The organism is Actinoplanes regularis (genome assembly GCF_900188005.1).
GTDB classification, from domain to species: Bacteria; Actinomycetota; Actinomycetes; order Mycobacteriales; family Micromonosporaceae; genus Actinoplanes; species Actinoplanes regularis.
On sequence record NZ_FZNR01000014.1, the window covers coordinates 53,255 to 75,104 of the forward strand.

Here is a 21,850-nt window from a genome sequence, read left to right on the forward strand (position 1 = left end):
ATCGGAGCGATGTGCTGTGGCTGACCTGAGCCCGACTCAGGTGACGCTCAGCCGAGATGAAGTGAACCCCATTTACGCCGGCGCGGTCCCTCTCACCAGGGGATGACGCCGGCGTCGTTGAAGAATGAGCCGGTCGGTCCGTCGTCGGGGAGCGTAGCGAGCCGGATCGCGGTCGCCGCGGCTTCCCGAGCGGGCCGGCCCTGGAAGCCGGTGAAGTCGGTGGCGACCAGGCCCGGGCAGGCGGCGTTGATGAGGATTCCCGTGCCGGCGAACTGTCGCGCGTAGTGCACGGTGACAGCATTCAGGTACGACTTCGTCGGCGAGTAGGCCGCCATGATCGGGCCGACTTCGATGTTCGGGTCCGTCTGCCAGGTCACCGACCCGACGCTGCTGGAGATGTTGACGATGCGCGGCGACGCCGAGCGCCGCAACAACGGCAGCATCGCATTGGTCACCCGGATCACGCCGTAGACGTTGGTTTCCACGACCGCACGGACGACATCGAGGTCGAGCGCGGTCGGATCCTGTACCCATCCCGGTCCGGTCTCGCCCGAGATGCCGGCGTTGTTGACGAGAACGTCCAGGCGTCCGATCAGGTCCACGGCCTCGGCCACGCTCCGGTCTCTCGTGACATCCAGCGGGACCGCGAACGCGTCCACCCCCGCGGCGTGCAGCGCCTTCACGGCCGCCTCACCCCGAGCCATGTCGCGGGCCCCCACCGCCACGCGGTGACCCCGTGCACCCAACCCTGCCGCGATCTCGTATCCGAGTCCCTTGTTCGCGCCGGTCACCAGCGCGGTCTTCTTGTCGCTCATGCCGCCCATGGTGGCTCCACGACGAGCGACGTTGTTACACCGAGTAGGTGCGCTGTCATACCCGGCCGGTATCACCGCGCTACCGTCGTCACGGTGGACACGATGGAGACCCGCGAACTCAGATACTTCGTCGCCGTCGCCGAGGAACTGCACTTCAGCCGGGCGGCCGAGCGCCTCGGCATCGCCCAGCCGCCCCTGTCCCGGGCGATTCAGCAGCTCGAACGGCGCCTCGGTGTCACCCTGCTCGAACGCGACCGCCGCAGCGTCACGCTCACCGGTGCGGGTCGGGTGCTGCTCGACGAGGCCCGCGTCATCCTCGACGCGACGGCGGCGGCCGCCCGCCGGACCCGTCGCGCCGCGTCCTCCACGAAACGCCTGACCCTGGCGACGAAAGCCGGGTCGAATCACGAACTGTTGCGGAAGCTTCTCGACGCCCACGCCACCGAACCCGAGGCAGCCGAGATCGACGTGCTGCTGTGCGGCATGGGAGAGCAGGCCCGAATGTTGCGCGACGGCCGCGCCGACGCGGCGCTCATGCAGCGGCCCTTCGACGCCCTCGCCGGCTTCGACACCGAGGACCTGCTGACGGAACAACAGGTCGCCATCCTGCCCGCCGGGCACCCCCTCGCCGCACGCACCGCTCTGACCCTGGCCGACCTCAGCGACGTGCCGGACCTGCCGGTCGCCCGCTGGCCCCGTCACGACGGCACCTACGAACCCGGCCCGGGCCCCGAGATCCACGACCTGTCGCAACTGGCCCAGCTGATCGCCCTGGGGCATACGCTGGCCGTCCTCTGCGCCTCTTCCCGATCGTGGCTCTGGAGCGCGCACGCGGCCGTTCCCCTGACCGACGCGTCGCACGTCACCACCGTCCTCGCCTGGCCCGCGCACAGCCGCTCCCGGGCCGTCGCCGGCCTCGTCCGTACCGCAGCCCGGCTGTGACAGCAGCGGCGCTGAACCAGGCTCCGATCGAGAAGGGAATGACGACGGCATATGGCCGATCTGGTGAAGGATCTCCTGTGGTCGGGTATCGAGGATTTCACGGGTCTCTGGGATGCCGCCTTCACGGCGCGGGCCACCGATGAAATCACCTCGCCCGAAATGGCACGCGACAGAGCCCGAAGCGTCCTGAACTCCCTGCTCGCCGAGGAACTCATCGCTCTCTATCAGTTTCGAGGACTGCCGCGGAACGACGCCGCCCCGGTTAGCCCGGAACACCGAGTCGAGATGTTGCACGATGACGAGTCCTGGGTCGTGCCCGAGGAGGAGAATGCCGTCTCCGTTTGGTATGACACCACGGAAAAGGGCTTCGAGCGCTACTGCGCGTTGTACAACGGCGGTGTTCTTCTGTATCGCAGATGACGCGAGAAGGGCACCGAGCCCCGCACGATAGATCCCTATAGATCACTACAGGTCCCGAGGGGTTCCGGTAAGCAGTCGAATACCCTTTTCCTCGATGACCGATACACATGCTGCCGCGCCCTGGACCAGGTTGACCGCGGCCACCGACCTCGACCCGCGATCAGCCCACTCCTGGCTCTTCGGGCTCGGATTCAATCCCTCGGCCCCTGTCGACGTACTCCTCGGCCTGCTCGACGCCGGCGAGGCCGGCTTCCTTCAGCGGGAGGACCTGCCGCCCGAGGTGATGGAGGCCGCGGTCGTCCACGAAGCCGGGGAGGTGCGCGCCGCCGCCGCGGAATCCGGCCGCCTCTCCGCCGCGCAGTGGGACCGGCTCGTCGCCGCCACGCCGGATCCGCGGCAGCGCGAGCTCTTCGCCGAGCTCGCGGGGGAACAGCAGGCCGCCCGACGGCTCACCCGCGGTGGCCGCGGCGTCGGAAGGGCGCCGCACGCCGACGCCACGCCGCCCGGGACGCCGGAGGAGATCGCGGCGATGGCGGCCGAGGTGCCGGAGATCGACCCGCGCGACGTGACGACCGCGCTCTGGTGGGTCGGCGCCCTGCACGAGAACGCCGAAGCCATGCGCCGGCTCGCGGCCTCGCCGAAGCTGCTGATCCGGCGGAGCGTCGCACGGGCGCCCCATCTGCCCGCCGACGTGGTGGCGGTGCTCGCCCGCGACGAGGATCGCATCGTGCGGCTCTTCCTCGCCGAGTCGTGCGACGACGCGCCGGCGGAGATGCTTCTGGAGGTGGCCGGCTGGTGGGAGGGGAGCCTGTCCTTCCCGGGCCGGCCGCGGAGTCACCCCAACTTCCCCCGCGAGGGCCTGCTGCGCTACGTGACGGATTCGAACCCTCGGATGCGGGCTCTCGCCCTCGCCGACCCGGCCTCCACGAGCGCCGTGGCCGAGCAGCTCAGCCACGACCTCGATCCGATCGTGCGCAGGGCCGCCGCCGAGGACCGGCGCCTGTCGCCGGAGTCGGTTCGGAGACTCGCCGTCGACGCCGATCAACGCGTCCGGCTACGGGCCTGGGTCAATCCGTCGATCTCGCCGGCCGCCCTGGTGATGCTGCTGCTCGACGTCCGCGGTGCCAAGCACGCCGCCCGCAACCCCGCCATCCCGGTCCCGGTCATGCACCGGATGGTCGCGCTCGCGAGCCTCCCGTCCGGAGCCCGGACGTCGTGAGCGCGGCCGCGTCCGCTCGGGCTGCTCCGGTCAGCCCGAGCGGGCCCGCAGGACCCGCAGCGCCAGCTCGCCCCAGGTGATGTTGTCCCGTTCGAAGCTGATGCCACGTTGGAGCGTCAGGTAGGGGCCGATCCGGTTCCCGGTGGCGAGGAACTCCTCGTGGCTCCGGCTGCCCAGAATCTCGGCGAGCGAGCGTTCGTACGTCTCGACGCGCTGCTCGCTCTGCTTGATCCGGGACTCGATCGACGTACGGACGCTGGCGACGTCGGCCCAGGCCAGCGCCTCCACCTGGACCAACAGCTCGTCCCGGACCGTGGTCGGTTTCGGCTCCTGCCGGGTGAAGTCGAACAGCGCGGCCCGTCCCGCGTCGGTGACCGAGAAGAGCCGCTTGTCCGGTCGTTTCTCCTGCTTGACCACCCGCGCCGCGAGCAGCCCCTCGGACTCCATCTTGTCGAGTTCGCGGTAGAGCTGCTGCGGCGTGGCGGTCCAGAAGTTAGCGACCGAGACCGAGAACCGTTTGGCCAGGTCATACCCGGACGATTCCCGGTCGATCAGCGCCGCGAGCACGGCGTTCCTCAGGGCCACAGACGCATCCTACGGGCCCGTGGCCGGAACTCCGGGGTGGCCTTCTTCAGCACGGCGCGCCGCAGGATGCCGGTGTTCGGCAGGCGCAGCAGCCGGAGCTGCTCCCACCGCTCGCGGGCGAACGTCCGCCGGGCGCTGCCGGTCAGCGCGCCGTCGACGAGGCGCTTGGCGGCGGCGAGCGCGTCCGGCGATTTGGGCAGCAGGCTCTCGGCGAACACGGTGGCGGCCTTGATCGGGTCGTCGTGCAGCTCGGTGACCAGGCCCAGGCGGTCGGCCTCGGCGCCGCTGAACTGTTCCGCGGTCATCGTGAGCCGCTTCGCGACGTCCGGCCCGACGATCTCGGTGAGGGTGCGGATGCCGGTCATGTCGGGGATGATGCCCCACTTGCCCTCGAGGACCGACCACTTCGAGTCGGCGGTGGCGAAGCGCAGGTCGGCTGCGAGCGCGATCTGTACGCCGCCGCCGTAGCAGTGGCCGCGGACAGCGGCGATCACCGGCACGGGGATGCGCCGCCACGCCCAGCAGGCCTCCTGGAACAGGTTGGTGCCGCGCCAGGGTGCGGGCACGAAGGCCCGGGCGACCCGGCTGGGGGTGCGCAGCGTACCGGCGATGTCCAGGCCGGCGCTGAACGACGGGCCCTCGCCGGCGATGACGACGGCCCGCACGGTGCGGTCGCGGCGCAGCTGCCGGGCGGTGGCGATCAGCTCGTGCAAGGTGTCGAGGGTGAGGGCGTTGAGCTTGTCCGGGCGGTTCAGCCGGACCTGCGCGATGCCGTTCTCGATGTTCAGGCTTACGTATCTCATGTCAGGTCCCCTGGATCAGATGCGGGCGGCGAGCTCGGTGGCCTGTTTGATGGCGCGCTTGGCGTCGAGTTCCGCCGCGACGTCAGCGCCGCCGATGACGTGCGCCCGGATGCCGCGCTCCTCGAGCGGCGCGACCAGGTCGCGGACCGAGACCTGGCCCGCGCAGAGCAGCACGGTGTCCACGTCCAGGACGCGGGTCTTCTCCCCCACCCGGATGTGCAGGCCCTCGTCGTCGATGCGCTGGTACTCCACCCCGCGCAGCATGGTCACGCCGGAGTCCTGCAGGGCGGCCCGGTGCACCCACCCGGTGGTCTTCCCGAGCCCCTTGCCGAGCGCGGTCTCCTTGCGTTGCAGCAGGTAGACCTCGCGGCGCGGGGGCACCTTCACCTTGGTGGCCAGCCCGCCCGGCGCGGTCTCCGGGTCGGTCACGCCCCATCGCCGCATCCAGTCCTCGACGGGCTCGTCCGTCGAGTGCAGCAGGAACTCGCCGACGTCGAAGCCGATTCCGCCGGCCCCGATGACCGCCACCCGGTCCCCGGCCGGGGCGCCGTCGATGAGCTGCTGGTAGGTGAGCACCTTCGGGTGGTCCACACCCGCGATGTCGGGGATCCGCGGCTGCACGCCGGTCGCGATCACCACCTCGTCGAACCCGGCCAGTTCGTCCACGGTGGCGCGGACGCCGAGGTGCAGGGTGACCCCGCGGACGTCGATCATGTGCCGGTAGTAGTCGAGGGTCCGGGCGAACTCCTCCTTGCCCGGAATCCTCGCGGCGAGCCGGAACTGCCCGCCGATCGAGTCACCCGCCTCGAACAGCTCGACCCGGTGACCCCGGCCGGCGAGCTCGATCGCGGCGGCGAGCCCGGCCGGCCCGGCACCGACGACGGCGACGCGCCGGACGGTACGGGTGGGCAGCAGCACCAGCTCGGTCTCGTGCCCGGCCCGGGGGTTGAGCAGGCAGGACGCCCGCTGGTTGCGGAAGGTGTGGTCCAGGCACGCCTGGTTGCAGGCGATGCACGTGATGATCTCGCGCTCCCGGCCCTGGGCGCTCTTCTCGACCCACTCGGCGTCGGCGAGCAGCGGCCGGGCCATCGACACCAGGTCGGCGTCGCCGTCGGCGAGGATCCGCTCGGCGGCCTCCGGACGGTTGATCCGGTTGGACGCGATGACCGGGATCTTCACCTCCTGCCGCAGCTTGCGGGTGACCCAGGTGAAGGCGCCGGGCGGGACCGAGGTGACGATGGTCGGCACCCGGGCCTCGTGCCAGCCGATGCCGGTATTGAAGAGGGACACACCGGCGGTCTCGAGCCGACGGGCGAGCTCGACGGTCTCCTCCCAGGACTGGGCGTTGTCGACCAGGTCGAGCAGGCTGATCCGGTACTGGACGATGAAGTCGTCGCCGACCAGGTCGCGGGTGCGGCGGACGATCTCGGTCGGGAACCGCATCCGCTTGTCGGCGCTGCCGCCCCAGGCGTCACCGCGATCGTTCGTACGGGCGGCGAGGAACTGATTGATCAGGTACCCCTCGGAGCCCATGATCTCGACGCCGTCGTACCCCGCCCGCCGGGCCAGCCGCGCCGCGCGCGCGAAGCTCGTCACGGTCCGGTCGACCTGCCGCGTCGACATCGCCCGCGGGCTGAACGGCGTGATCGGCGACTTGCGGCTCGACGCGCCGAGGCTGAACGGGTGGTACGAGTACCGCCCGGCGTGCAGCACCTGCAGCAGGATCTTGCCGCCGTGCTCGTGGACCGCGTCGGTGACGACCCGGTGCGCGTCGGCGTGGCGTTCGCTGGTCATCTGGCTGCCGAACGGTGACAGCCAGCCCCGCCACGTCGGGGCGTAGCCGCCGGTCACCATCAGGCCGACCCCGCCCTTCGCCCGCTCGGCGAAGTAGGCGGCCAGTTTCGGCAGGTCACGGGCGCGGTCTTCGAGTTTGGTGTGCATCGAGCCCATGACCACCCGGTTGCGCAGGGTGGTGTGGCCGAGGTCCAGCGGGCTCAGCAGCGTCGGGTACCGGGTCATGAGCGCGACTATACAAAGAGTTGCATAGTAAAGAAAGTGACTACATCAGCATTCGATGACGTTGACCGCGAGGCCGCCGCGCGACGTCTCCTTGTACTTGATCTTCATGTCGGCGCCGGTCTCCTTCATCGTCTTGATGACCTTGTCGAGGGAGACGTGGTGACGGCCGTCCCCGCGCAGCGCCATCCGCGCCGCGGTCACCGCCTTGACCGCGGCCATCCCGTTGCGCTCGATGCACGGGATCTGCACCAGGCCGCCGACCGGGTCGCAGGTCAGCCCCAGGTTGTGCTCCATGCCGATCTCGGCGGCGTTCTCCACCTGCTCCGGGGTGCCGCCGAGCGCCTCGGCCAGCCCGGCGGCGGCCATCGCGCACGCCGAGCCGACCTCACCCTGGCACCCGACCTCGGCCCCGGAGATCGACGCGTTCTCCTTGAACAGGAGCCCGATCGCACCGGCCGCGAGCAGGAACCGCACCACGTCGTCGGGCGAGGCGCCGGGCACGAACGCCATGTAGTAGCTGAGCACCGCCGGGATGATCCCCGCGGCGCCGTTGGTCGGCGCGGTCACCACGCGACCTCCGGCCGCGTTCTGTTCATTCACGGCCATCGCGTACGCCGTCAGCCACTCCATCGCGTGCACGGCCGGGTCCCCCGCCGCGCGCAGCTGACGGGCGGTCGCGGCGGCCCGGCGACGCACCTTCAGCCCGCCCGGCAGCACCCCCTCGGCCTCGAGACCGGCGGAGACGCACTCACGCATCACCGACCAGATGTCGAGCAGCCCGGTCCGGATCTCGGACTCGGGACGCCAGGCCGTCTCGTTGACCAGCATCAGCCGTGAGATCGACAGCCCGGTCGTCCGGGTCAGCTCCAGCAGCTCCGCGCCCGAGGAGAACGGGTGCGGCAGCGGCGTGTCGTCCGTACGTACCGTGGAAGTGCTCTCATCCACGACGAACCCGCCGCCGACCGAGAAGTAGGTGCGGCTCAGCAGCTCGGCGCCGTCGGCGCCGAGCGCGGTGAAGATCATCCCGTTGGGGTGTTCCGGCAGCGACCGCCGCCGGTGCAGCATCAGATCCACGCTGATCTCGGCGCCCGAGGGCAGCGTGATCCGGCCGTCGGCCGGCGGTTCGCGAGTCGTGTCGACCGTCTCCGGCTCCTCCCCCGCCAGCCCGAGCAGCACCGCCCGCGGGGTGCCGTGGCCGTGCCCGGTCGCGCCCAGCGAGCCGAACAACTCGGCCCGGACGCCGGTCACGCGCTCGTCCAGGAACCGGGTGAACATCCGTGCCGCTCGCATCGGACCGACCGTGTGCGAGCTGGACGGGCCGATGCCGACGGAGAAGAGGTCGAAGACGGAGACGGCCATGTGATCCTCTATCGCTGGTTGAAGGGAAGCTGGACGATCGCGGCCGCTTCGTGGGCGCCACGAATATCGACCGCTCGGGGCGCCTTGTCCAGATTTTTCGGGATATCTGCCAGCGAAAGCTTGGTGCATCGCAACAGGGAGGCTCCTTGGCGGTCCGGCCTCCCTCGCTCTGTCATCTTCAAGCCTGAGAGCTTCACCGCCGGCGTGGGCGGCTTGCACCTTGGGCGCGGCGCCCGTCATGGAGGGAGCCGACTTTCCAGAGTCGCCTGACCGCTGCGGTACGTGGGCCTGAGAGATTCTGAGGAAGTAGTTGCTCCTTCGGCGATCCGCCCATCAGGGCGGATACTCTCCCGCGGCGGCTGTCACGGCGAAGTCTTCAGTTGTTCGGGTTGCGACCCTACCTCACCCCCGGACCCCACCTGCCCGGCCTCCGCCAGCCGCACGAGCGCCGGCACCGCCCGCAGAATGGCGTCGCCGTCCTCCGGACTCAGCCGGTCGAAGAGCTGGTCGAGCGTCGCCGCGTAGTGCGCATAGGTCCGCGCGCGCAGCTCCCGCCCCTCCTGCGTCACCTCGACCAGCACGCCGCGCCCGTCGGTCGGGTCGGGCACGCGCCGGACCAGGCCGGACTTCTCCAACCGGCCGATCAGCTGGGTCATCCCCGGCTGCGAGGCCCGGGTCAGCCGGGCCAGATCGGTCACCCGGCCCGGGCCGTCGTCGTCGAGCAGGCGCAGCACCGAGAGCGCGACCGAGCTCGGATTGTCCGGCCCCTCCAGCTCGCGCAGGAAGCGCACGAGCTGCGAGAGCACCGGCAACAACTGCGAACCACGACTCTCGCCGCCACCCATCTAGCCAACCTCATCGTCGATCCGGTGTTGAACGTCCCAGATCTTTTCGCATCGAAGCTTCGGGGATTCGAGGTCCCCTCGGCTCCCTCAGGTCCTCGACCGCCCAGCGCCTGCGGTTGACCGCTTCGGGCTCCGCGTCCGGCACCCTGCACGTCAGCGCCCGGGGCGTTGCGGGCTGCCCTGGTTCAAGCGGTCGCCGCACCGTCCACCGAGTCCAGTGAATCCGCCGCTTGCGGGCTCCGCTGGGCGCGGGGCAGGCGTAGCACGAACCGGCTGCCGTGTGGAACGACGTCCTCGTACCAGACCTGGCCCTGGTTCGCCTCGGCGAGCAGCTTGGACAGGTACAGCCCGAAACCGGCGCCGGTCCTCGCTCCACCGGACTGCTCGGCCTGGGTGAAACGGTCGAACAGGTGCGCGACGAAGTCCGGCGGCACCCCGTTGCCTTCATCGCTGACGGCGAACAGGACCTCATTGCCCATGTCGTCCAGGGACGCCGACATGTGAATGCCGCCGGGGCTGTACTTGACCGCGTTCGTGACGAAGTTGGTCAGCACCTCGTGGGTGTGTACCGGGTCGGCCCACACGGCCGCGCCGGGTGGGCCATAACTGGCGCTGACCCGCTTACGGGCCTGTTTGGTCAGGTTGTCGGTGACCCGGGTCAGCGCCTGCTGGACCGGCAGCGCGACGGGATGGGTATGGATCTGGCCCGGCTCGACGCGGCAGAGCACGAGCAGGTGCGCGGCCATGTCGAGCAACTGGGTGACCCGGTTGCCCAGGGCCTGGACGGCCGCGCGGCGTTCGTAGTCGGTGGTGGTGTCCCACTCGTGCGTCAGTTCCTCGGAGCAGGCCAGGATCACCGCCAGGGGCTGGTTGATCTCGTGGGTGAGGGTGGCGATGATGTCGCTCTTCCAGTTGCTGGCGGCCTCCAGTTCGAGATTGGCAACGGTGAGACGCTCGGCCCGGCGGCTCAGTTCGCGGTGTGCCCGGTCGAGATCCTGGTGGGCTGCCGCGAGACCCTGGTGGGCTGCCGAGAGCTGACGGTAGAGGCTCGCGGTTTCGGCGAGCAGGGCCAGCAGCACCACCCCCGCGGAGATCAGCAGACCAACCCGTGCCGCATACCAGCCGAGCGTGTAGCGGTGCGGAGCGGCCAGATGAAGGATCGCGGTGGCCAGGGACGCGCTGATCGCCACCACCACCCACCGCTCCACCGGTGGCCGGCGGGGCAGATCCCTGCTCACCGCCAGCAGGCTGACAGCCGTGACCAGCACCGCCGTCCACCCTGCCCATTCACCGGCCGCGGTCAGCGTATCGCCCTGATAGAGCGGGGGCAGCCACTGCGCGGCACCGACGACGAGGATCGTCACCGCGACCACCAGGGCGAGCACCGCAGCGGCCGCGACCGCGGCATTGGCTCGCCGCCGAGTCCGGTCCTGTCCGCTCAACCGAGCCGGTAGCACCGGGACGACTCGCTGTTGCGCCGCCACCAGCATCGGAAACCCGAGCGCAAGTGCATAAAACAGCCAGGGTGCATAGATCTCGGCCGAGGTCGAGCTGGCACCCGAGCGCCGCATCCGGATGAAGGCGACGGCGTAAGGCGCCATCATCATGCTGGAGTAGAGGTAGGTCGATGACAGGGCCAGCGTCGCCAGCCGCCCACCGGCCAGGAACTGCTGCACCAGCAGATGCGCGGTCAGCAGATCGGCCGCCGCCATGAGGACGAAGAACACGATGATCAGGTTCGGGAGAACGGGCAGGCGGTGGTCGGCGACCGGCACAACGATCAGGGCGGCGGTGATCACCACGACCGCGTACACCCACAAACCCCGGCGTACCGGGGCCTCTTCCGGTCCGCCCGCCGCACTCCCCGGGCTCACGGCCATAGACCCCCAAACCGTCACAGATTTACCTGGTCGAAGGCTACCTGGGATCGCCGCCGGACTTACCGGAATTCGAGGACGGCCGGGCCCGCGTCTTCGCCGGTTCTCAATCCTGCAATTCGGCTATCCAGCGCAGGGCGCGCAGGCCCGGCAGGAAGCAGTACTCGCCGCCGCGGGTGGCCACGAAACTGGGCAGGTTCCGCAGGCGGCGCCGGACGGGCTTCTCGGGGATGGTGACGCTGCCGGTTCCGTTGTGATGCCCGGCCACCGGGTCCTGCTCGCCGGGGTAGCCGATGAAGTTGCCGTCGTTCACCCACTCGGCCTTGATGAATTCGAACTGCCGCTCGAGGTGGGCTCCGATGAAGACTCCGACCAGGCCCCGGTCGGCGCCGTCGTCCTCCAGCACACCCTCCGGCAACGGCGGGCCGTAGGTGGTGCCGCGGCGGATGAGGCGGTGCATCCGCGCGTCGCCGATGATGGCGGCGTCACGGGGGTTGACCCGCCGGATGTGCGCCCCGGCGGGGCACCGAAGGCCCTGCTCGTCGTTCTCCCGGTACAGGAAGTCGTTGTTGCGGTGCGGATCGGCGGCCAGCTCCGGGTCGTCGTGTTCCGGGGTCAGCGTCAGCGGCGCCCCGCTGGGCCAGCGCCCGACCATCTTCGCGGCCAGGAGCGCCTCGTCCTCGGCACCGGAGGTGTTCGCGCGCAGGTACCGGCGCCAAGCCGCCGCCTTGGTGTGAATCTTGCGTACGGCGACATAGGTTCCGTTGCGCCCCAGGACATCGGGGCTGGGCATGGGCGGCAGGCCGCCGGTTTCGCAGGGGTAGCCGAGGATGAACTCGCCGGCTTTGATGGGCGCTTCCCGTGGGTTGGAGCCGGGCAGCCCCAGGCCCTCGATGTTCGGGTGGCTGATGCCGTCACGGAAACCGAAGGTGGTACGCCCGGTCGGGAGTTGGCGCACCTCCTGCTGCCAGATCAGCTCCACGCCGGGGGTTTCGTGGAAAGCGACGCGGGCCCGCTCCAGGGCCTTGGCCAGCCGGGCCGCATCGGTAGAGAGCGCGCTCACCGCGATGTGCACCTCGCCCGTTCCGAACGGTGGCTCCCAGTTGGCCGGGGCGCTCTCGCCCACGTCTCCGATCTGGTCCGCGCGCGCGGCCATACCCTCGCGAAACGGCCGGGAAAAGCTGTCCAGCGACTCCTGGGGCACCCCGAGGGCCCGCAGTCCCTGATAGGTGAAGGCCACCGCCACCCAGGCGTCCCGGCTCGGGTCCGGGCCGGCAAGGCCACCCCCGATGGTCGGGATCAGCCGTCGCAGCAGGGCACGCCCGGCGTGGCGGTCATCGACGCGCAGGAAGTTGAACTCCCCCTCGTACGGCACGGGCCGTGGACGCAACGCCCCACTCTGGATGTCGTCGATCTCGATGCCCACGCCGGCTCCGCTCAGGCCTGTCGCCGCTGTCATGATCGCCCGCGCCTCCGCATCGAGCCGCCCCTAGGCTTGCGCTTCCTTCATCAGCTTTTGGAACGCCGGCGTGGCTTTCAGCGCCGCGTTGGCCGGATTGTCCAGCGCCTCCCGGAATTCGGGGGTGTCCAGCACCTCCTGGAACGCCTCGTTCACGCGCTGGTCCTTCCAGATCTGCTGAACGGTCAGATCGGGATAGGAGCTGACGAACACCCCCGCGGGTGCCTGGCGCTCCAGGAACCAGTCCTTGATTCCCGGATCAGCGATGCCGGGGAACCCCTCGCAGTGCCGGAAGACCATGTCGAAGCGCTCCCCGACCACGGTCTTGCCGAAGTCGTCGATGTACGTGTCCCAGGTGCCGTCGAAGACGCTGGCGAACATGAATCGGGTGTCGTTGTCGAACATCACGTGGCGTGCGTCGTGCAGCGTGCCGATCTCGCGCAGCGCCGCACGGGCGCTCATGTCGGCCGCCCCGGCGGTGAGCTCGGCGAGAACCTCGCGCAGCGCCTCCGCATGGCCCGCCTTGATCTTGGCGAAAACAGTGAACTCGGTGCACACCCCATCCTTCGCGCCCTTGCGCTCGAGCTGAGCTGACGTTGCGGCCATGGTGAGTCTCCTGCCACGAATTCGCCCGGGGGCCGCCCGGCCCCAGGGATGAGGTGCCATCGCCCTCGTCACCGATTCTGGCCGCCTTCCCGACGCTGAACCGCGGATTGAGGAAAGACGGACCAAGAACAAGGCCGCAGGCCACCGGCCGCCCGGCCGCGGACGACGCGACCTGTCGCAATCCAGGGATCCGCTGCATCGGGCCGGGTTAGAGTCTCATGACAAAATCACCTTATAGCCCTGATATCGGACACACTCGGAAGCCGGTCGAGCATGGCTCCAAAATTTGTTCCCTACACCCCGGATGTCGAGGTCATCGATTCCCACTTCGACAAGCACGCCCAGACGGTGATCGGGAAGACCCAGCGGTTCATCACCGGGTCGGTCGAGTCCGAGGGCACCGGGCAGGCGGTGCGTGACGCACACGCCAAGGGATACGGACTCGTCCGGGGTGAGGTCGAGATCCTCGACCGGTTGCCCGCCGAGTACGCGCAGGGCATCTACGCCACGCCCGGCCGGCATGACGCGCTCCTCCGCTTCTCCAACGGCTCGCCGCATGCCGGCGCTGACGCGCGACTCGGCAAGGCGACCGGGCTGGCGCTGAAGATCTTTGACATCGACGGGCAGACGCTGCTGGAGGACGAGCCCGACAGCCGCACCTTCGACTACACCAACATCAACGCCCCGGTCTTCTTCTGCAACACCGTCGAGCACTACCTGTTCATCCAGGAACTCTTCCTCGCGGCGCCGGAATACTTCGCCCAGGGCCGTCCCGGGCGGCACCGGTTCTACCGGGATTTCATCACCGGTAAGGGGACGCTGGGCGAGGACGAGTGGGCGTGGGACGAGTTCCTGGCCTTCCTCGTCGTCTCGCAGCGGCCCCTGGTCAACCTCCTGCTGTCGACGTACTGGTCGATGGGCGCGGTCCGGCACGGTGACTACATCGCCAAGGTCCGCTTCGCCCCCGACCCGACCTGCGCCCAAGCAGTGGTCCAGCGGACCATCGACCCGTCGTCCGCTGAGGACGTGTTCCGGCCCGCCCTGGTGGCCGAGCTCCGCGACCGGCCGTACACATTCGACATCCAGGTCCAACTCTGCGCCGACCTGGCTCGGATGCCCGTCGAGGACCTCACCGTCGAGTGGCCGGAGAAGCTCTCGCCGTTCGTCACGGTAGCCAAGCTGCGCCTGCCGCAGCAGGACATCTCGAGCGGCGACAACCTCAAGAAAATGGACGCACTCTCCTTCACTCCGTGGCGGGTCACGGCCGCACACGCGCCCCTGGGCGAGCTGATGCGCACCCGCAAGGAGGTCTACCGCCAGTCCTCCATCCTGCGCCACACGCTCAACAACCAGGAACGCCGCGAACCACGCAGCGCGGCCGAAGTGCTGCCGTAGCGAAGCGCTGCCGCCGAGGGCGCCGCGCGCCTCTCCAGGTCCGGCACGATCACGCTGGGTAGCTCGGGAGAGCACTGCGGAGTCCCTGAGTCCCGGACTGTCCGGTGCCAGGTGGCGTTGATCAGCGCGCGGTGCGCTGTGGTTCGACGGCCGGGCTGGTGACCGGCAGGGTGACGATGAAGGTCGCCCCTTGGGGTTGGTTTGGCCGGTAGCCGATCCGCAGGCCGCTGGCGGTGGCGAGTCGGTGGGCGAGGTACAGGCCGAGTCCGGTGCCGGGTTTGGTGGTGGCCACGCCGGTGTCGGCGCGGGCGAAGCGGTCGAACAGTCGGTCGACGAACTGCGGTGGGACGCCTTCGCCATGGTCGCTGACCTCGATGTTCAGGTTCCCGTCCTCGGGAGTGACGGTGATGTCGATCGGGGGGCTGCCGTATTTGACGGCGTTGCCGATCAGGTTGCCGAGGATCAGCTGGAGGAAGGCGGGGTCGGCGTAGGCGGTGGCTTCGTCGTCGGGCGTGGTGACGGTGATGGCATGACCGGGATCGAGGCCGAGGCCCTCGACTGCTTGCCGGATGACCCGGCTGATGTTCAGCGGCCGCGGATGCGCGGTGATGGCGCCCGCGTCGAGCCGGGACAGGGTGAGGATCTCCTCGACGATGTGGTCGGCGCGGTGCCCGCCGGTGGTGATGCGCCGGATGTATCGGTGTTTCTCTTCGTCGTCCAGATCGGTCCATTCGTCGAGCAGGATGTGGCCGTAGGAGACGATGGAACTCAGTGGCTGGCGCACATCGTGGCTGAGCATGGTGATGAAGTCGCCCAACTGCGTGTTCGCCCGATGCAGGTCCTGGCGGCTGCGTCGCGTACGAGCGACCGCGACGACCAGTAGCAACCCGGTGGTGACGGCGACGGCCAGGGCCACGCGGCCACCGAGTTCGGTGTCGGCCATCGGCGCGAACCAATGGTCTTCGGTGGTGGCCGCTTTCAGCTGCCACGGGGTGCCGGCGACGTCCACCGTGACGTATCGCCACCACTGGTCGTCCTGCCGTAAACGGCCTTGTTGATGCCCTCGCTGTGCTGCGGCCAGCTCTGCGTCGAGCAGGGTCGACTCAGACCCGCCGGCGCCGTTCTCGTTGGAGGCGACGACCGTGCCGGCGTCGTCGACCAGGTCGAGGCGCACCTCTGAGCGGGGGATCGCGGTGGCCAGGAACGCCGACAGCGGACTCTTGACGATCTCGATCGATCCGGCGAGCACCCGTCGACCGGTTGTGGTGTCAAAGGGCACTGCGAGGTTCACCACGGGCGGACGTTCCGAAGTGAATATGATGGCTGAGGACACGGCTGGCCGGCCCTGGTGTACCGCGACGGCCAGATGCGGGTACAGCCCGGTCAGATCCTGGCCGAGAGGTATTTTGCCGGTGGGGTCCACAAGCAGCACCCGTCCCCGGGCGTCGAACAGGACAGCGGTCGAAAGGCGCAACCCTTCGACCGCTCGATGGAAGTCGCGTTCCGCGACGACGGGGTCGCTGAGGAACGTCTCCGCCTGCTGGCGCTGCCGGTCGATCAGATCATCGACGAAGGCGGTGACGAAGTCCGCCACAAGCTCGACTCGATCGTGAAACCGCGTCACCAACGCGTCACGGCTGGCGCGTTCGAGCGCGGCGACAGTGCCCACTGCGGCGACGGTCAGAACCAGCCACACGACCAGCGGCAGCGCGGCGTAACGCCATCGGTTGAGAAGCCGCGAAAACCGCATATAGGGTAGAATACCCACACACACCCGATGAACGGGGGGGAAAGACTCGTCTTTAGGTTGGCCCGCCGGCAGCAGCCCCGTTCGAGTACAGAGCGGGCGCCGTTGAACGGGGTCGGCCCGCTGCCGCGAGCACCTTTGCTGGTCGTCAGTCGATGTCGCCTTCGATCCTGTCGATCAGGTCGAGGATGTCCGGGACGGCATCCAGGACGGTGACCTCGACCAATGCGCCGTCGCGGCCATGCCGGCGGCGGTACTCGCCGTACGGGTAGTCGGCGATCGGCAGCCAGGATCGGTGCCCGCGTACGGGATGATTCTTCTGCGTCACCGCTCCGGAGTTGAGCCGGCAGAGTTCGATGCGTGGGCCGTGCCGCTCGACGAGGGCGCGGGTGTCGACGTGCAGGACGACCTGATCCTCGCTGCGGTACTCCTTCGCTTGACGCAGCCGCTCCAGTCGCTCAGTGCTGGCCCAGAAGAAGACCCGGGAGTTGATGGCGTCGAGGTAGTCGGCGAGCGAGGAGTCTGGATCGATCTTCTCCGCAATGAACTTCATCGGCTTCTGATCGCGGATCACGGCCGGCGGCAGGCCGGGCGCGCGCAACACGGTGGACTGCCGGCGGGGTGAACTCAGGAGCCTGTCACGCTCGGCGGCGTCGAGGCCGAACAGGTCGATCAGCCGGCGGGTGGACTGCAGACCGTGCCGTTTCACCGACGGCCACGCGGCCGCCGACATCGTGTGAAAGACCCGGGGGTGGCGCTCGATCAGTTCCTCGACGTCCATGCCGCACATGATGCCGGACGTCCGCGCCCGCGAGTCATCGGAGATTCGGTGGCATGCCCGTGCCCCCACAGTGAGCGGATCGCGGCCGATTGAGCGCGTCGAAACCTCCGCTGCGCGACAATCGCGGCTGTGTCGGATCGCGCGGTCATCCAGAAGATCATCACAGGCACCGCCCGGTCCGTCCTGCGGCCGCTTGGCCTTTCACAGAAAGGGCGAAGCCGGATCTGGTACGACGACCGAGGGTGGTCGTTGACCGTGGTCGAGTTCCAACCCGGGAGTAGTCCGGGCACCTACTTGAACGTGGGCGCCATGTGGCTCTGGGCAGACCGCGCCTTCTGGGCCTTCGACTACGGCGGCCGGACCTCCTGGCGCAACGACGTCACGTTCACCTGGCGGCCGCTTGATGGCGAGGCCGGATGGCAGCAGCGCGTCGGATTCCTCAATGCCGATCAGTTCAGTCGGGAGATGGCTCTCGTCGCCAGGGTCGCAGCACTCCAGGTCCAAAAGCTCAGGCAGCAATTTCCCGATGCCGCCGCAGTCTGCGACGAGCTGACCAACTCATCGGCTCAAATGGGCGAGTCGCCCCTGTGGCATGCCTTCCACGGCGGTGCCGCAGCCGCACTCAGCGGAGACCTGCCGGCAGCCAAGCAGAATCTTGAGACCGTCGCATCAGCCGATCTGCATTTCGAGTGGCAGCATGAGCTGGCCGCGCAAGCCGTAGGGCTTCTGCAGCTGATGCACGATCCCGCCGCCCTGCGGACCCGCGTCGCCGAGACGATCGCATGCAGTCGGCGCCTGCTGGGACTACCGGCGGTGACAGCCGGCTCCGAGGCAGACGACTCGGCCAGGTGACGTCGACCTGTCTGCCGAACGGCTCCGACGACGCGGCGCCGATCAGAAAATCCACACCCCCTGCGATGTGATATGGGTCACAAATCTGCGCCGTTTGTGGTGATGTGGCGGATTGGAGTTGATCTTCACAGGGCCCCCGGGGAGCTAAGGTGTGCCGTTCCAAAACGGGGAGGAAGACATGCATTTTCTGTTCGCGATCGCCAAGAACCGGTGGGCCGCTCTGCTCATCGGCCTCGCGCTGATTCCGCTGGGCCTGGTCAACGCGACCTCGACGGACGAGGTCACCTGCGGTAGCCGGGTGATGGAGCAGGGCGACATCTGCGAGACGACCAGGCGGGGCTCCACGACGGAGCGCTCCTACGACGAGCAGAAGAAGAGTGACGTCACCGGCGGCTACGTCCTCGCCGGGGTCGGCGGGGTGCTGGTACTCGTCGGCGCGACCCAGTTCGTGCTGCGTGCCCGCCGCCGCTCGGAAGCCGCCGCGACCACCATCGCCGCACCCACCACCACCGCCTGACGGCGCTCCCGGGTGGGCGCCTGCGCCTACCCGGGATCATGGCGTCGGACGAAGCCTCCCGACAAGCGTCACGAAAGCCACCGCACCGCTTCCCGCACGGCGACGTCCACCTGAGTACGGTCGTAGCCGCGAAGGCGCACCTTGAAATCGGCCGAACGCAGCGCGTCGCGCACCGAGGCCCGCGCGAATACGTCGTCAGACCCCCGCGCCACCTCCAATCGCGCGAAAGCCTCATCGACCTGCGCCATGTCGTACCCGCGTAGAACGACGACAAAGGACGGCGCGGGATCGCCCACCGGTGCGTTCGAGTCTGTCGTCGACCTCAACGAGAGCAGGCGATCGCGGATGGCGTCGTTTACCTCACCGCACGAATACCCGCGCAGGACCTGGAGGAAATCCGGCTTGAGCAGCCGCCGTTGAGCCTGTTCTCGCAGTGCGGGGTCGGATGAAGCGAGAGCCGCATCCGCCTCGGCGAGAAGCCGCTCCACCTGTTGCCTGTCGTAGCCACGTAGCTCGACAGTGAAGTCCGATGTCATGGAGGGCACAGTAGCGACGCGGTCCCACGCCCGCGCCCCTGGCGATCAACCGGGGTTTAATCGAAGGGATGTCGGATTCCTGTCCGAAAAAGACACCCCTTCGGGTGTGGCGATCATGAGCCGATGCCCCCACTCTGATCCCTGCAACGCTCCGTAATCAGAATCGGGGGAGCGAGCGCGTGGCGGGCGCCGATCGAACACTCTCCGTATGCAACAACGCCCGCGACGGTCAATCTTCGTCGTGAAGGGTGTACTCGGGATGCCAAGCAGTAACAGACGATGGATCTGGGCCGGACGGGTCGTCTTCGGCCTCATCGTCGTCGCGTTGGCGGTCTATCTCGCCTCGGTGGGGATCGATGAGGCGGACAAGCGGGCCAGCGGCATCGCCGCCGTCCTAGCGCTGGTGACACTGGGCGCGCCCTACCTGCTGCCCCGGCCGGGAGGCGTGCCGGCGATCCGGGTCGAAGACTCCGGCGATGCCACGGCGACCCGGGGCGGAGAAGCCGACAGCGGCGTCCGCCTCGCCGCCGGCAGCGGAGCGGCCCACGTCACGCGATCCGGTAATGCCAGCGCCGACGGGCCGGGCTCGATCGCGAACACCGGCGTCCGTCATGGGGCCCAGCGGTGACCACTACCGACGAGACCCCGCCGCCGGCGCGGGACGGATCCGCCGTCTCCGGCTCGGGAGACGCCCACGCCGCCACGGGCGGCCTCGCCAACAGTGGTGCCATCGACGTCAAGGTCGAGACCACCTATCAGCGCGGGAGGACGGCGTGGTGGCTCCTGGCGTTCGTGGCCGCCGCGGTCGCCCTCCTGCTCGCCTGGGAACACCGCCAGGCCGTCTTCGGCGCGGAGCCCCTGAACCCCACGCCTGCCGCGTCCACGGGCGCCCAGGCCGGCCCTCCCGCCCAGCCGACCGGGACTCACCAGGAACCCGGCAGCGGGAACGCCGCCGTTCCGGCCCCGGTGACCACCGCTCCCCGGGCCGGCGAGTCCGCCACACCGGCCTCCGAGGTGACCTCGTCGCCCTCGCCTTCGCCCACGACTGCGCAGAAGTCCGTCGCGCAGAACTGCAACGGCCAGTTCACCCTTCGCGCCGGCATGGGCGCCGACCTGGCGACGTGCAAGGTGGGAAGCGGGAGCGCCTTCGCCGACGTGCTGTTCACCGACGCGGGGACAGCCGTGGGCGACGGCATCAGCACGCGCACGGCGGGCAAAGGCGGATCATTGAAGTACACCTCGTACGAGACGTGCCGCGGCACGTTCCGCTCCGCGACCCATCCGACCGCCGATCTTCCGATCACGACAGCCGCCTGCCTGATGTCGGATCGGAGCGTCGCCTACATCGACGTCATCGACAGGGACTCCACGCGGATGGTCGTCAACCTGCTCGCCTGGAAGCTGAAGGACTGATCAGGCGTCGGCGAAGAACTCGCCGAGCGCGCCGGCGACCAGGTCAGGGGCCAGGTCGACGGCCTCATGTCCGTGACCCTCGAGCACGGCGATCGTGGACTCCGGCAGCTTCTCGTGCAACAGCCGCGTGATCTCCGGCGCCCAGGCCGGGCTGGTCCCGCCGAGAAGCAGCAGGACGGGCTGGGTCACCGCGATCGTCAGGGCCGTCAGGTCGAGGGTGCTGAGGGCCTCGGCCTCGCGCGGCATGGTGTTCGCCATGATCGGGAGCGGGTCGTACGCCATGGGCGTGTCCCGCATCGCCAGGACCTGCTCCCGCGGCAGCCCGATCACCTCGATGAGGAAGCTCCCCACCGCCCGGCCGAGTTCGCCCGCGGCGACGAAGGCGTGCAGGCGCTCCAGCCACGGCGCGGGTACCGTCTGCGGGCCGGGCGGCTCGTAGAGCGCGATGCGGCGTACGGGCGCGCCCTGTGCCGCGGCGCCGAGGGCGCACACCGCGCCATAGCTGTGGGCGAAGACGTCGACCGGCCGGCCCGCGCCGCGGCGCAGATGTTCGGCGACGGCGCGTACGTCGTCGTACTCGGCGTCGAGTCGATAGGACCCCGCGTCGCCGCTGCTGCCGCGGCCACGCCGGTCCATCGCGGTCACCGTGTAACGGGCGGTCAGGAGCGGCCACAGCGGCGCCCAGCGCTCGAGGCGGCACATCCCACCGTGCACCAGCAACAACGGCGGCCCGGCGCCGTCGGTCAGCAGGCCGATCTCGGTACCGTCGACGCTGTCGATGGACTCACGCTTGCCTTGCAACAGTTTTCTCCCTCGTGTCGTTGCCGGAGTCAGGAAATGGGCAGGGCGACGTCGCAGATCTCCTCGTCCGGCGCCGCGTCCGGGAAGTAGCCGAGGTAGACCTCACGGGGCGGACCGGTCCACCGGTCGCCGCGCTCCGCCGCCCGGCGGAAGACCGCGTCGTAGGCGGTCAGGATCTGGGGGTACTCCGCCTGCGCCCTGGTCAACCGCAGGTACCACTCGTCGTGTGCCGGCTCGGCCCGGGTGGTGAGGCCCGCCCGCAGCGCCGCCGCCGGGTCCACCGGCAGGCAGAACTCCACGGGTCCGTCGCTGTCCTCGCTGATCTCGCCGTGGTACAGGAAGACGACGTTCCCGGCGGAAACCGCATGACGGCGTGCGACGGTCATCAACCGGTTCGCGCTGTCGTCGGTCACCGCGGCGAACTCGCCGATGGTGGCGTGGCGCTTCTCCGTGATGAAGGTCTGTTCGGCGACGTGGCGCAGCCGTGGTTCGGCGAAGCCGGGGACGCGCTGGTCGCCGGAGAACTGGGCCTGGACGTACCGGGCCAGTTCCCGCTGCGACGCCGCACGCCGCTCGACCTCGTCCCAGTACCGGCCGACGAGGTCCGCCGCCTGGCTCCCGGAGACGGTGAGCACCTCCGCGACCCGGGACAGCGGCATGTCCAGCCGGCGCAGCAACATCACCAGCCGAGCTGTGGTGAGCTGGCTCTCCCGGTACCGCCGGTAACCGGTGTCGTCGTCCACCTCGGCCGGCACCAGGATCCCCTGGCCGTCGTACAGCCGAAGGGCCCGGGGCGACAGGCGGGACCGCCGCGCGAACTCCCCGATCGACAGCAGCTCTGTTGACTCCATGTGACTAC

The 21,850-nt window shown here is 69.3% G+C and carries 22 protein-coding genes and 2 riboswitches; of the genes, 8 read left to right on the forward strand and 14 right to left on the reverse strand.

Annotation, left to right across the window (positions count from 1 at the left end; genetic code table 11):
- Positions 1-92 precede the first annotated feature (92 nt).
- Positions 93-815, reverse strand: coding sequence for an SDR family oxidoreductase (locus CHC09_RS29955; protein WP_089296735.1), 723 nt, complete (start codon positions 813-815; stop codon positions 93-95).
- Positions 816-917: 102 nt separating this feature from the next.
- On the opposite strand from CHC09_RS29955, the gene CHC09_RS29960 reads away from it, so the two are divergent.
- From CHC09_RS29960 to CHC09_RS29970, 3 genes are all read left to right on the forward strand, one after another.
- Complete coding sequence (locus CHC09_RS29960; protein ID WP_203833259.1) at positions 918-1,757, forward strand: LysR family transcriptional regulator; 840 nt, start codon at positions 918-920, stop codon at positions 1,755-1,757.
- A 51-nt stretch (positions 1,758-1,808) separates the two neighbouring features.
- Entirely contained in the window at positions 1,809-2,177 is a 369-nt protein-coding gene (locus tag CHC09_RS29965; RefSeq protein WP_089296589.1) for a hypothetical protein, read from the forward strand.
- 94 nt (positions 2,178-2,271) lie between these two features.
- On the forward strand, positions 2,272-3,396 hold the full coding sequence (locus CHC09_RS29970) for a hypothetical protein (protein ID WP_143232657.1): 1,125 nt from the start codon (positions 2,272-2,274) through the stop codon (positions 3,394-3,396).
- 30 nt (positions 3,397-3,426) lie between these two features.
- Here the strand turns inward: CHC09_RS29970 and CHC09_RS29975 are convergent, their stop codons facing one another.
- The 8 genes from CHC09_RS29975 to CHC09_RS30010 all read right to left on the reverse strand — a co-directional run bounded on the left by CHC09_RS29975 (position 3,427) and on the right by CHC09_RS30010 (position 12,949).
- Entirely contained in the window at positions 3,427-3,981 is a 555-nt protein-coding gene (locus tag CHC09_RS29975; protein WP_089296591.1) for a PadR family transcriptional regulator, read from the reverse strand.
- Positions 3,972-4,784 carry a crotonase/enoyl-CoA hydratase family protein gene (locus CHC09_RS29980; protein ID WP_089296592.1) on the reverse strand — a complete coding sequence of 271 codons (813 nt, stop codon included), beginning with the start codon at positions 4,782-4,784 and terminating at the stop codon, positions 3,972-3,974. Before CHC09_RS29980 ends, CHC09_RS29975 begins: the two co-directional genes overlap by 10 nt.
- 15 nt (positions 4,785-4,799) lie before the next feature.
- Complete coding sequence (locus CHC09_RS29985) at positions 4,800-6,803, reverse strand: NADPH-dependent 2,4-dienoyl-CoA reductase (protein ID WP_089296593.1); 2,004 nt, start codon at positions 6,801-6,803, stop codon at positions 4,800-4,802.
- A gap of 45 nt (positions 6,804-6,848) precedes the next feature.
- Complete coding sequence (locus CHC09_RS29990) at positions 6,849-8,162, reverse strand: L-serine ammonia-lyase (RefSeq protein ID WP_089296594.1); 1,314 nt, start codon at positions 8,160-8,162, stop codon at positions 6,849-6,851.
- A gap of 167 nt (positions 8,163-8,329) precedes the next feature.
- Positions 8,330-8,424, reverse strand: a riboswitch (glycine riboswitch).
- A gap of 4 nt (positions 8,425-8,428) precedes the next feature.
- Positions 8,429-8,525, reverse strand: a riboswitch (glycine riboswitch).
- Complete coding sequence (locus CHC09_RS29995; RefSeq protein WP_089296595.1) at positions 8,525-9,007, reverse strand: MarR family winged helix-turn-helix transcriptional regulator; 483 nt, start codon at positions 9,005-9,007, stop codon at positions 8,525-8,527. It overlaps the preceding riboswitch by 1 nt.
- A gap of 185 nt (positions 9,008-9,192) precedes the next feature.
- Positions 9,193-10,821, reverse strand: coding sequence for a sensor histidine kinase (locus CHC09_RS30000; protein WP_179277339.1), 1,629 nt, complete (start codon positions 10,819-10,821; stop codon positions 9,193-9,195).
- Between the two features lie 169 nt (positions 10,822-10,990).
- Positions 10,991-12,310, reverse strand: a complete 1,320-nt coding sequence (locus CHC09_RS30005; RefSeq protein ID WP_218827178.1) for a Dyp-type peroxidase — start codon at positions 12,308-12,310, stop codon at positions 10,991-10,993.
- A gap of 63 nt (positions 12,311-12,373) precedes the next feature.
- Positions 12,374-12,949 carry a hypothetical protein gene (locus CHC09_RS30010; protein WP_089296598.1) on the reverse strand — a complete coding sequence of 192 codons (576 nt, stop codon included), beginning with the start codon at positions 12,947-12,949 and terminating at the stop codon, positions 12,374-12,376.
- Between the two features lie 273 nt (positions 12,950-13,222).
- Between CHC09_RS30010 and CHC09_RS30015 the strand changes: the two genes are divergently transcribed.
- Positions 13,223-14,344 carry a catalase family protein gene (locus tag CHC09_RS30015; RefSeq protein WP_089296599.1) on the forward strand — a complete coding sequence of 374 codons (1,122 nt, stop codon included), beginning with the start codon at positions 13,223-13,225 and terminating at the stop codon, positions 14,342-14,344.
- 121 nt (positions 14,345-14,465) lie between these two features.
- On the opposite strand, the gene CHC09_RS30020 is transcribed toward CHC09_RS30015, so the two are convergent.
- Both CHC09_RS30020 and CHC09_RS30025 read right to left on the reverse strand, forming a co-directional pair.
- On the reverse strand, positions 14,466-16,094 hold the full coding sequence (locus CHC09_RS30020) for a sensor histidine kinase (protein ID WP_089296600.1): 1,629 nt from the start codon (positions 16,092-16,094) through the stop codon (positions 14,466-14,468).
- A 145-nt stretch (positions 16,095-16,239) separates the two neighbouring features.
- Positions 16,240-16,872 carry a DUF7002 family protein gene (locus tag CHC09_RS30025; protein ID WP_089296601.1) on the reverse strand — a complete coding sequence of 211 codons (633 nt, stop codon included), beginning with the start codon at positions 16,870-16,872 and terminating at the stop codon, positions 16,240-16,242.
- Between the two features lie 129 nt (positions 16,873-17,001).
- Between CHC09_RS30025 and CHC09_RS30030 the strand changes: the two genes are divergently transcribed.
- Positions 17,002-17,724 carry a hypothetical protein gene (locus tag CHC09_RS30030; protein ID WP_089296602.1) on the forward strand — a complete coding sequence of 241 codons (723 nt, stop codon included), beginning with the start codon at positions 17,002-17,004 and terminating at the stop codon, positions 17,722-17,724.
- 178 nt (positions 17,725-17,902) lie between these two features.
- Positions 17,903-18,241 carry a hypothetical protein gene (locus CHC09_RS30035; protein ID WP_089296603.1) on the forward strand — a complete coding sequence of 113 codons (339 nt, stop codon included), beginning with the start codon at positions 17,903-17,905 and terminating at the stop codon, positions 18,239-18,241.
- Between the two features lie 68 nt (positions 18,242-18,309).
- On the opposite strand, the gene CHC09_RS30040 is transcribed toward CHC09_RS30035, so the two are convergent.
- Entirely contained in the window at positions 18,310-18,777 is a 468-nt protein-coding gene (locus CHC09_RS30040) for a hypothetical protein (RefSeq protein WP_089296604.1), read from the reverse strand.
- 259 nt (positions 18,778-19,036) lie between these two features.
- Between CHC09_RS30040 and CHC09_RS30045 the strand changes: the two genes are divergently transcribed.
- Together CHC09_RS30045 and CHC09_RS30050 are read left to right on the forward strand one after the other, a co-directional pair.
- Complete coding sequence (locus CHC09_RS30045; protein WP_089296605.1) at positions 19,037-19,405, forward strand: hypothetical protein; 369 nt, start codon at positions 19,037-19,039, stop codon at positions 19,403-19,405.
- On the forward strand, positions 19,402-20,190 hold the full coding sequence (locus tag CHC09_RS30050; protein ID WP_089296606.1) for a hypothetical protein: 789 nt from the start codon (positions 19,402-19,404) through the stop codon (positions 20,188-20,190). Before CHC09_RS30045 ends, CHC09_RS30050 begins: the two co-directional genes overlap by 4 nt.
- On the opposite strand, the gene CHC09_RS30055 is transcribed toward CHC09_RS30050, so the two are convergent.
- Both CHC09_RS30055 and CHC09_RS30060 read right to left on the reverse strand, forming a co-directional pair.
- Positions 20,191-20,991, reverse strand: coding sequence for an alpha/beta fold hydrolase (locus CHC09_RS30055; protein WP_089296607.1), 801 nt, complete (start codon positions 20,989-20,991; stop codon positions 20,191-20,193).
- A 29-nt stretch (positions 20,992-21,020) separates the two neighbouring features.
- The gene (locus CHC09_RS30060) at positions 21,021-21,842 is read right to left on the reverse strand and encodes a MerR family transcriptional regulator (protein WP_089296608.1); all 822 of its coding nucleotides are present in this window, start codon (positions 21,840-21,842) and stop codon (positions 21,021-21,023) included.
- Positions 21,843-21,850: the final 8 nt, after the last annotated feature.

Coding starts and splice junctions, on each gene's coding strand:
- CHC09_RS29955 (WP_089296735.1), bottom strand. CDS start 815: ATGAGCGACAAGAAGACCGCGCTGGTGACCGGCGCGAACAAGGGACTC.
- CHC09_RS29960 (WP_203833259.1), top strand. CDS start 918: ATGGAGACCCGCGAACTCAGATACTTCGTCGCCGTCGCCGAGGAACTG.
- CHC09_RS29965 (WP_089296589.1), top strand. CDS start 1,809: ATGGCCGATCTGGTGAAGGATCTCCTGTGGTCGGGTATCGAGGATTTC.
- CHC09_RS29970 (WP_143232657.1), top strand. CDS start 2,272: ATGACCGATACACATGCTGCCGCGCCCTGGACCAGGTTGACCGCGGCC.
- CHC09_RS29980 (WP_089296592.1), bottom strand. CDS start 4,784: ATGAGATACGTAAGCCTGAACATCGAGAACGGCATCGCGCAGGTCCGG.
- CHC09_RS29985 (WP_089296593.1), bottom strand. CDS start 6,803: ATGACCCGGTACCCGACGCTGCTGAGCCCGCTGGACCTCGGCCACACC.
- CHC09_RS29990 (WP_089296594.1), bottom strand. CDS start 8,162: ATGGCCGTCTCCGTCTTCGACCTCTTCTCCGTCGGCATCGGCCCGTCC.
- CHC09_RS29995 (WP_089296595.1), bottom strand. CDS start 9,007: ATGGGTGGCGGCGAGAGTCGTGGTTCGCAGTTGTTGCCGGTGCTCTCG.
- CHC09_RS30010 (WP_089296598.1), bottom strand. CDS start 12,949: ATGGCCGCAACGTCAGCTCAGCTCGAGCGCAAGGGCGCGAAGGATGGG.
- CHC09_RS30015 (WP_089296599.1), top strand. CDS start 13,223: ATGGCTCCAAAATTTGTTCCCTACACCCCGGATGTCGAGGTCATCGAT.
- CHC09_RS30020 (WP_089296600.1), bottom strand. CDS start 16,094: ATGCGGTTTTCGCGGCTTCTCAACCGATGGCGTTACGCCGCGCTGCCG.
- CHC09_RS30025 (WP_089296601.1), bottom strand. CDS start 16,872: ATGGACGTCGAGGAACTGATCGAGCGCCACCCCCGGGTCTTTCACACG.
- CHC09_RS30035 (WP_089296603.1), top strand. CDS start 17,903: ATGCATTTTCTGTTCGCGATCGCCAAGAACCGGTGGGCCGCTCTGCTC.
- CHC09_RS30040 (WP_089296604.1), bottom strand. CDS start 18,777: ATGACATCGGACTTCACTGTCGAGCTACGTGGCTACGACAGGCAACAG.
- CHC09_RS30045 (WP_089296605.1), top strand. CDS start 19,037: ATGCCAAGCAGTAACAGACGATGGATCTGGGCCGGACGGGTCGTCTTC.
- CHC09_RS30060 (WP_089296608.1), bottom strand. CDS start 21,842: ATGGAGTCAACAGAGCTGCTGTCGATCGGGGAGTTCGCGCGGCGGTCC.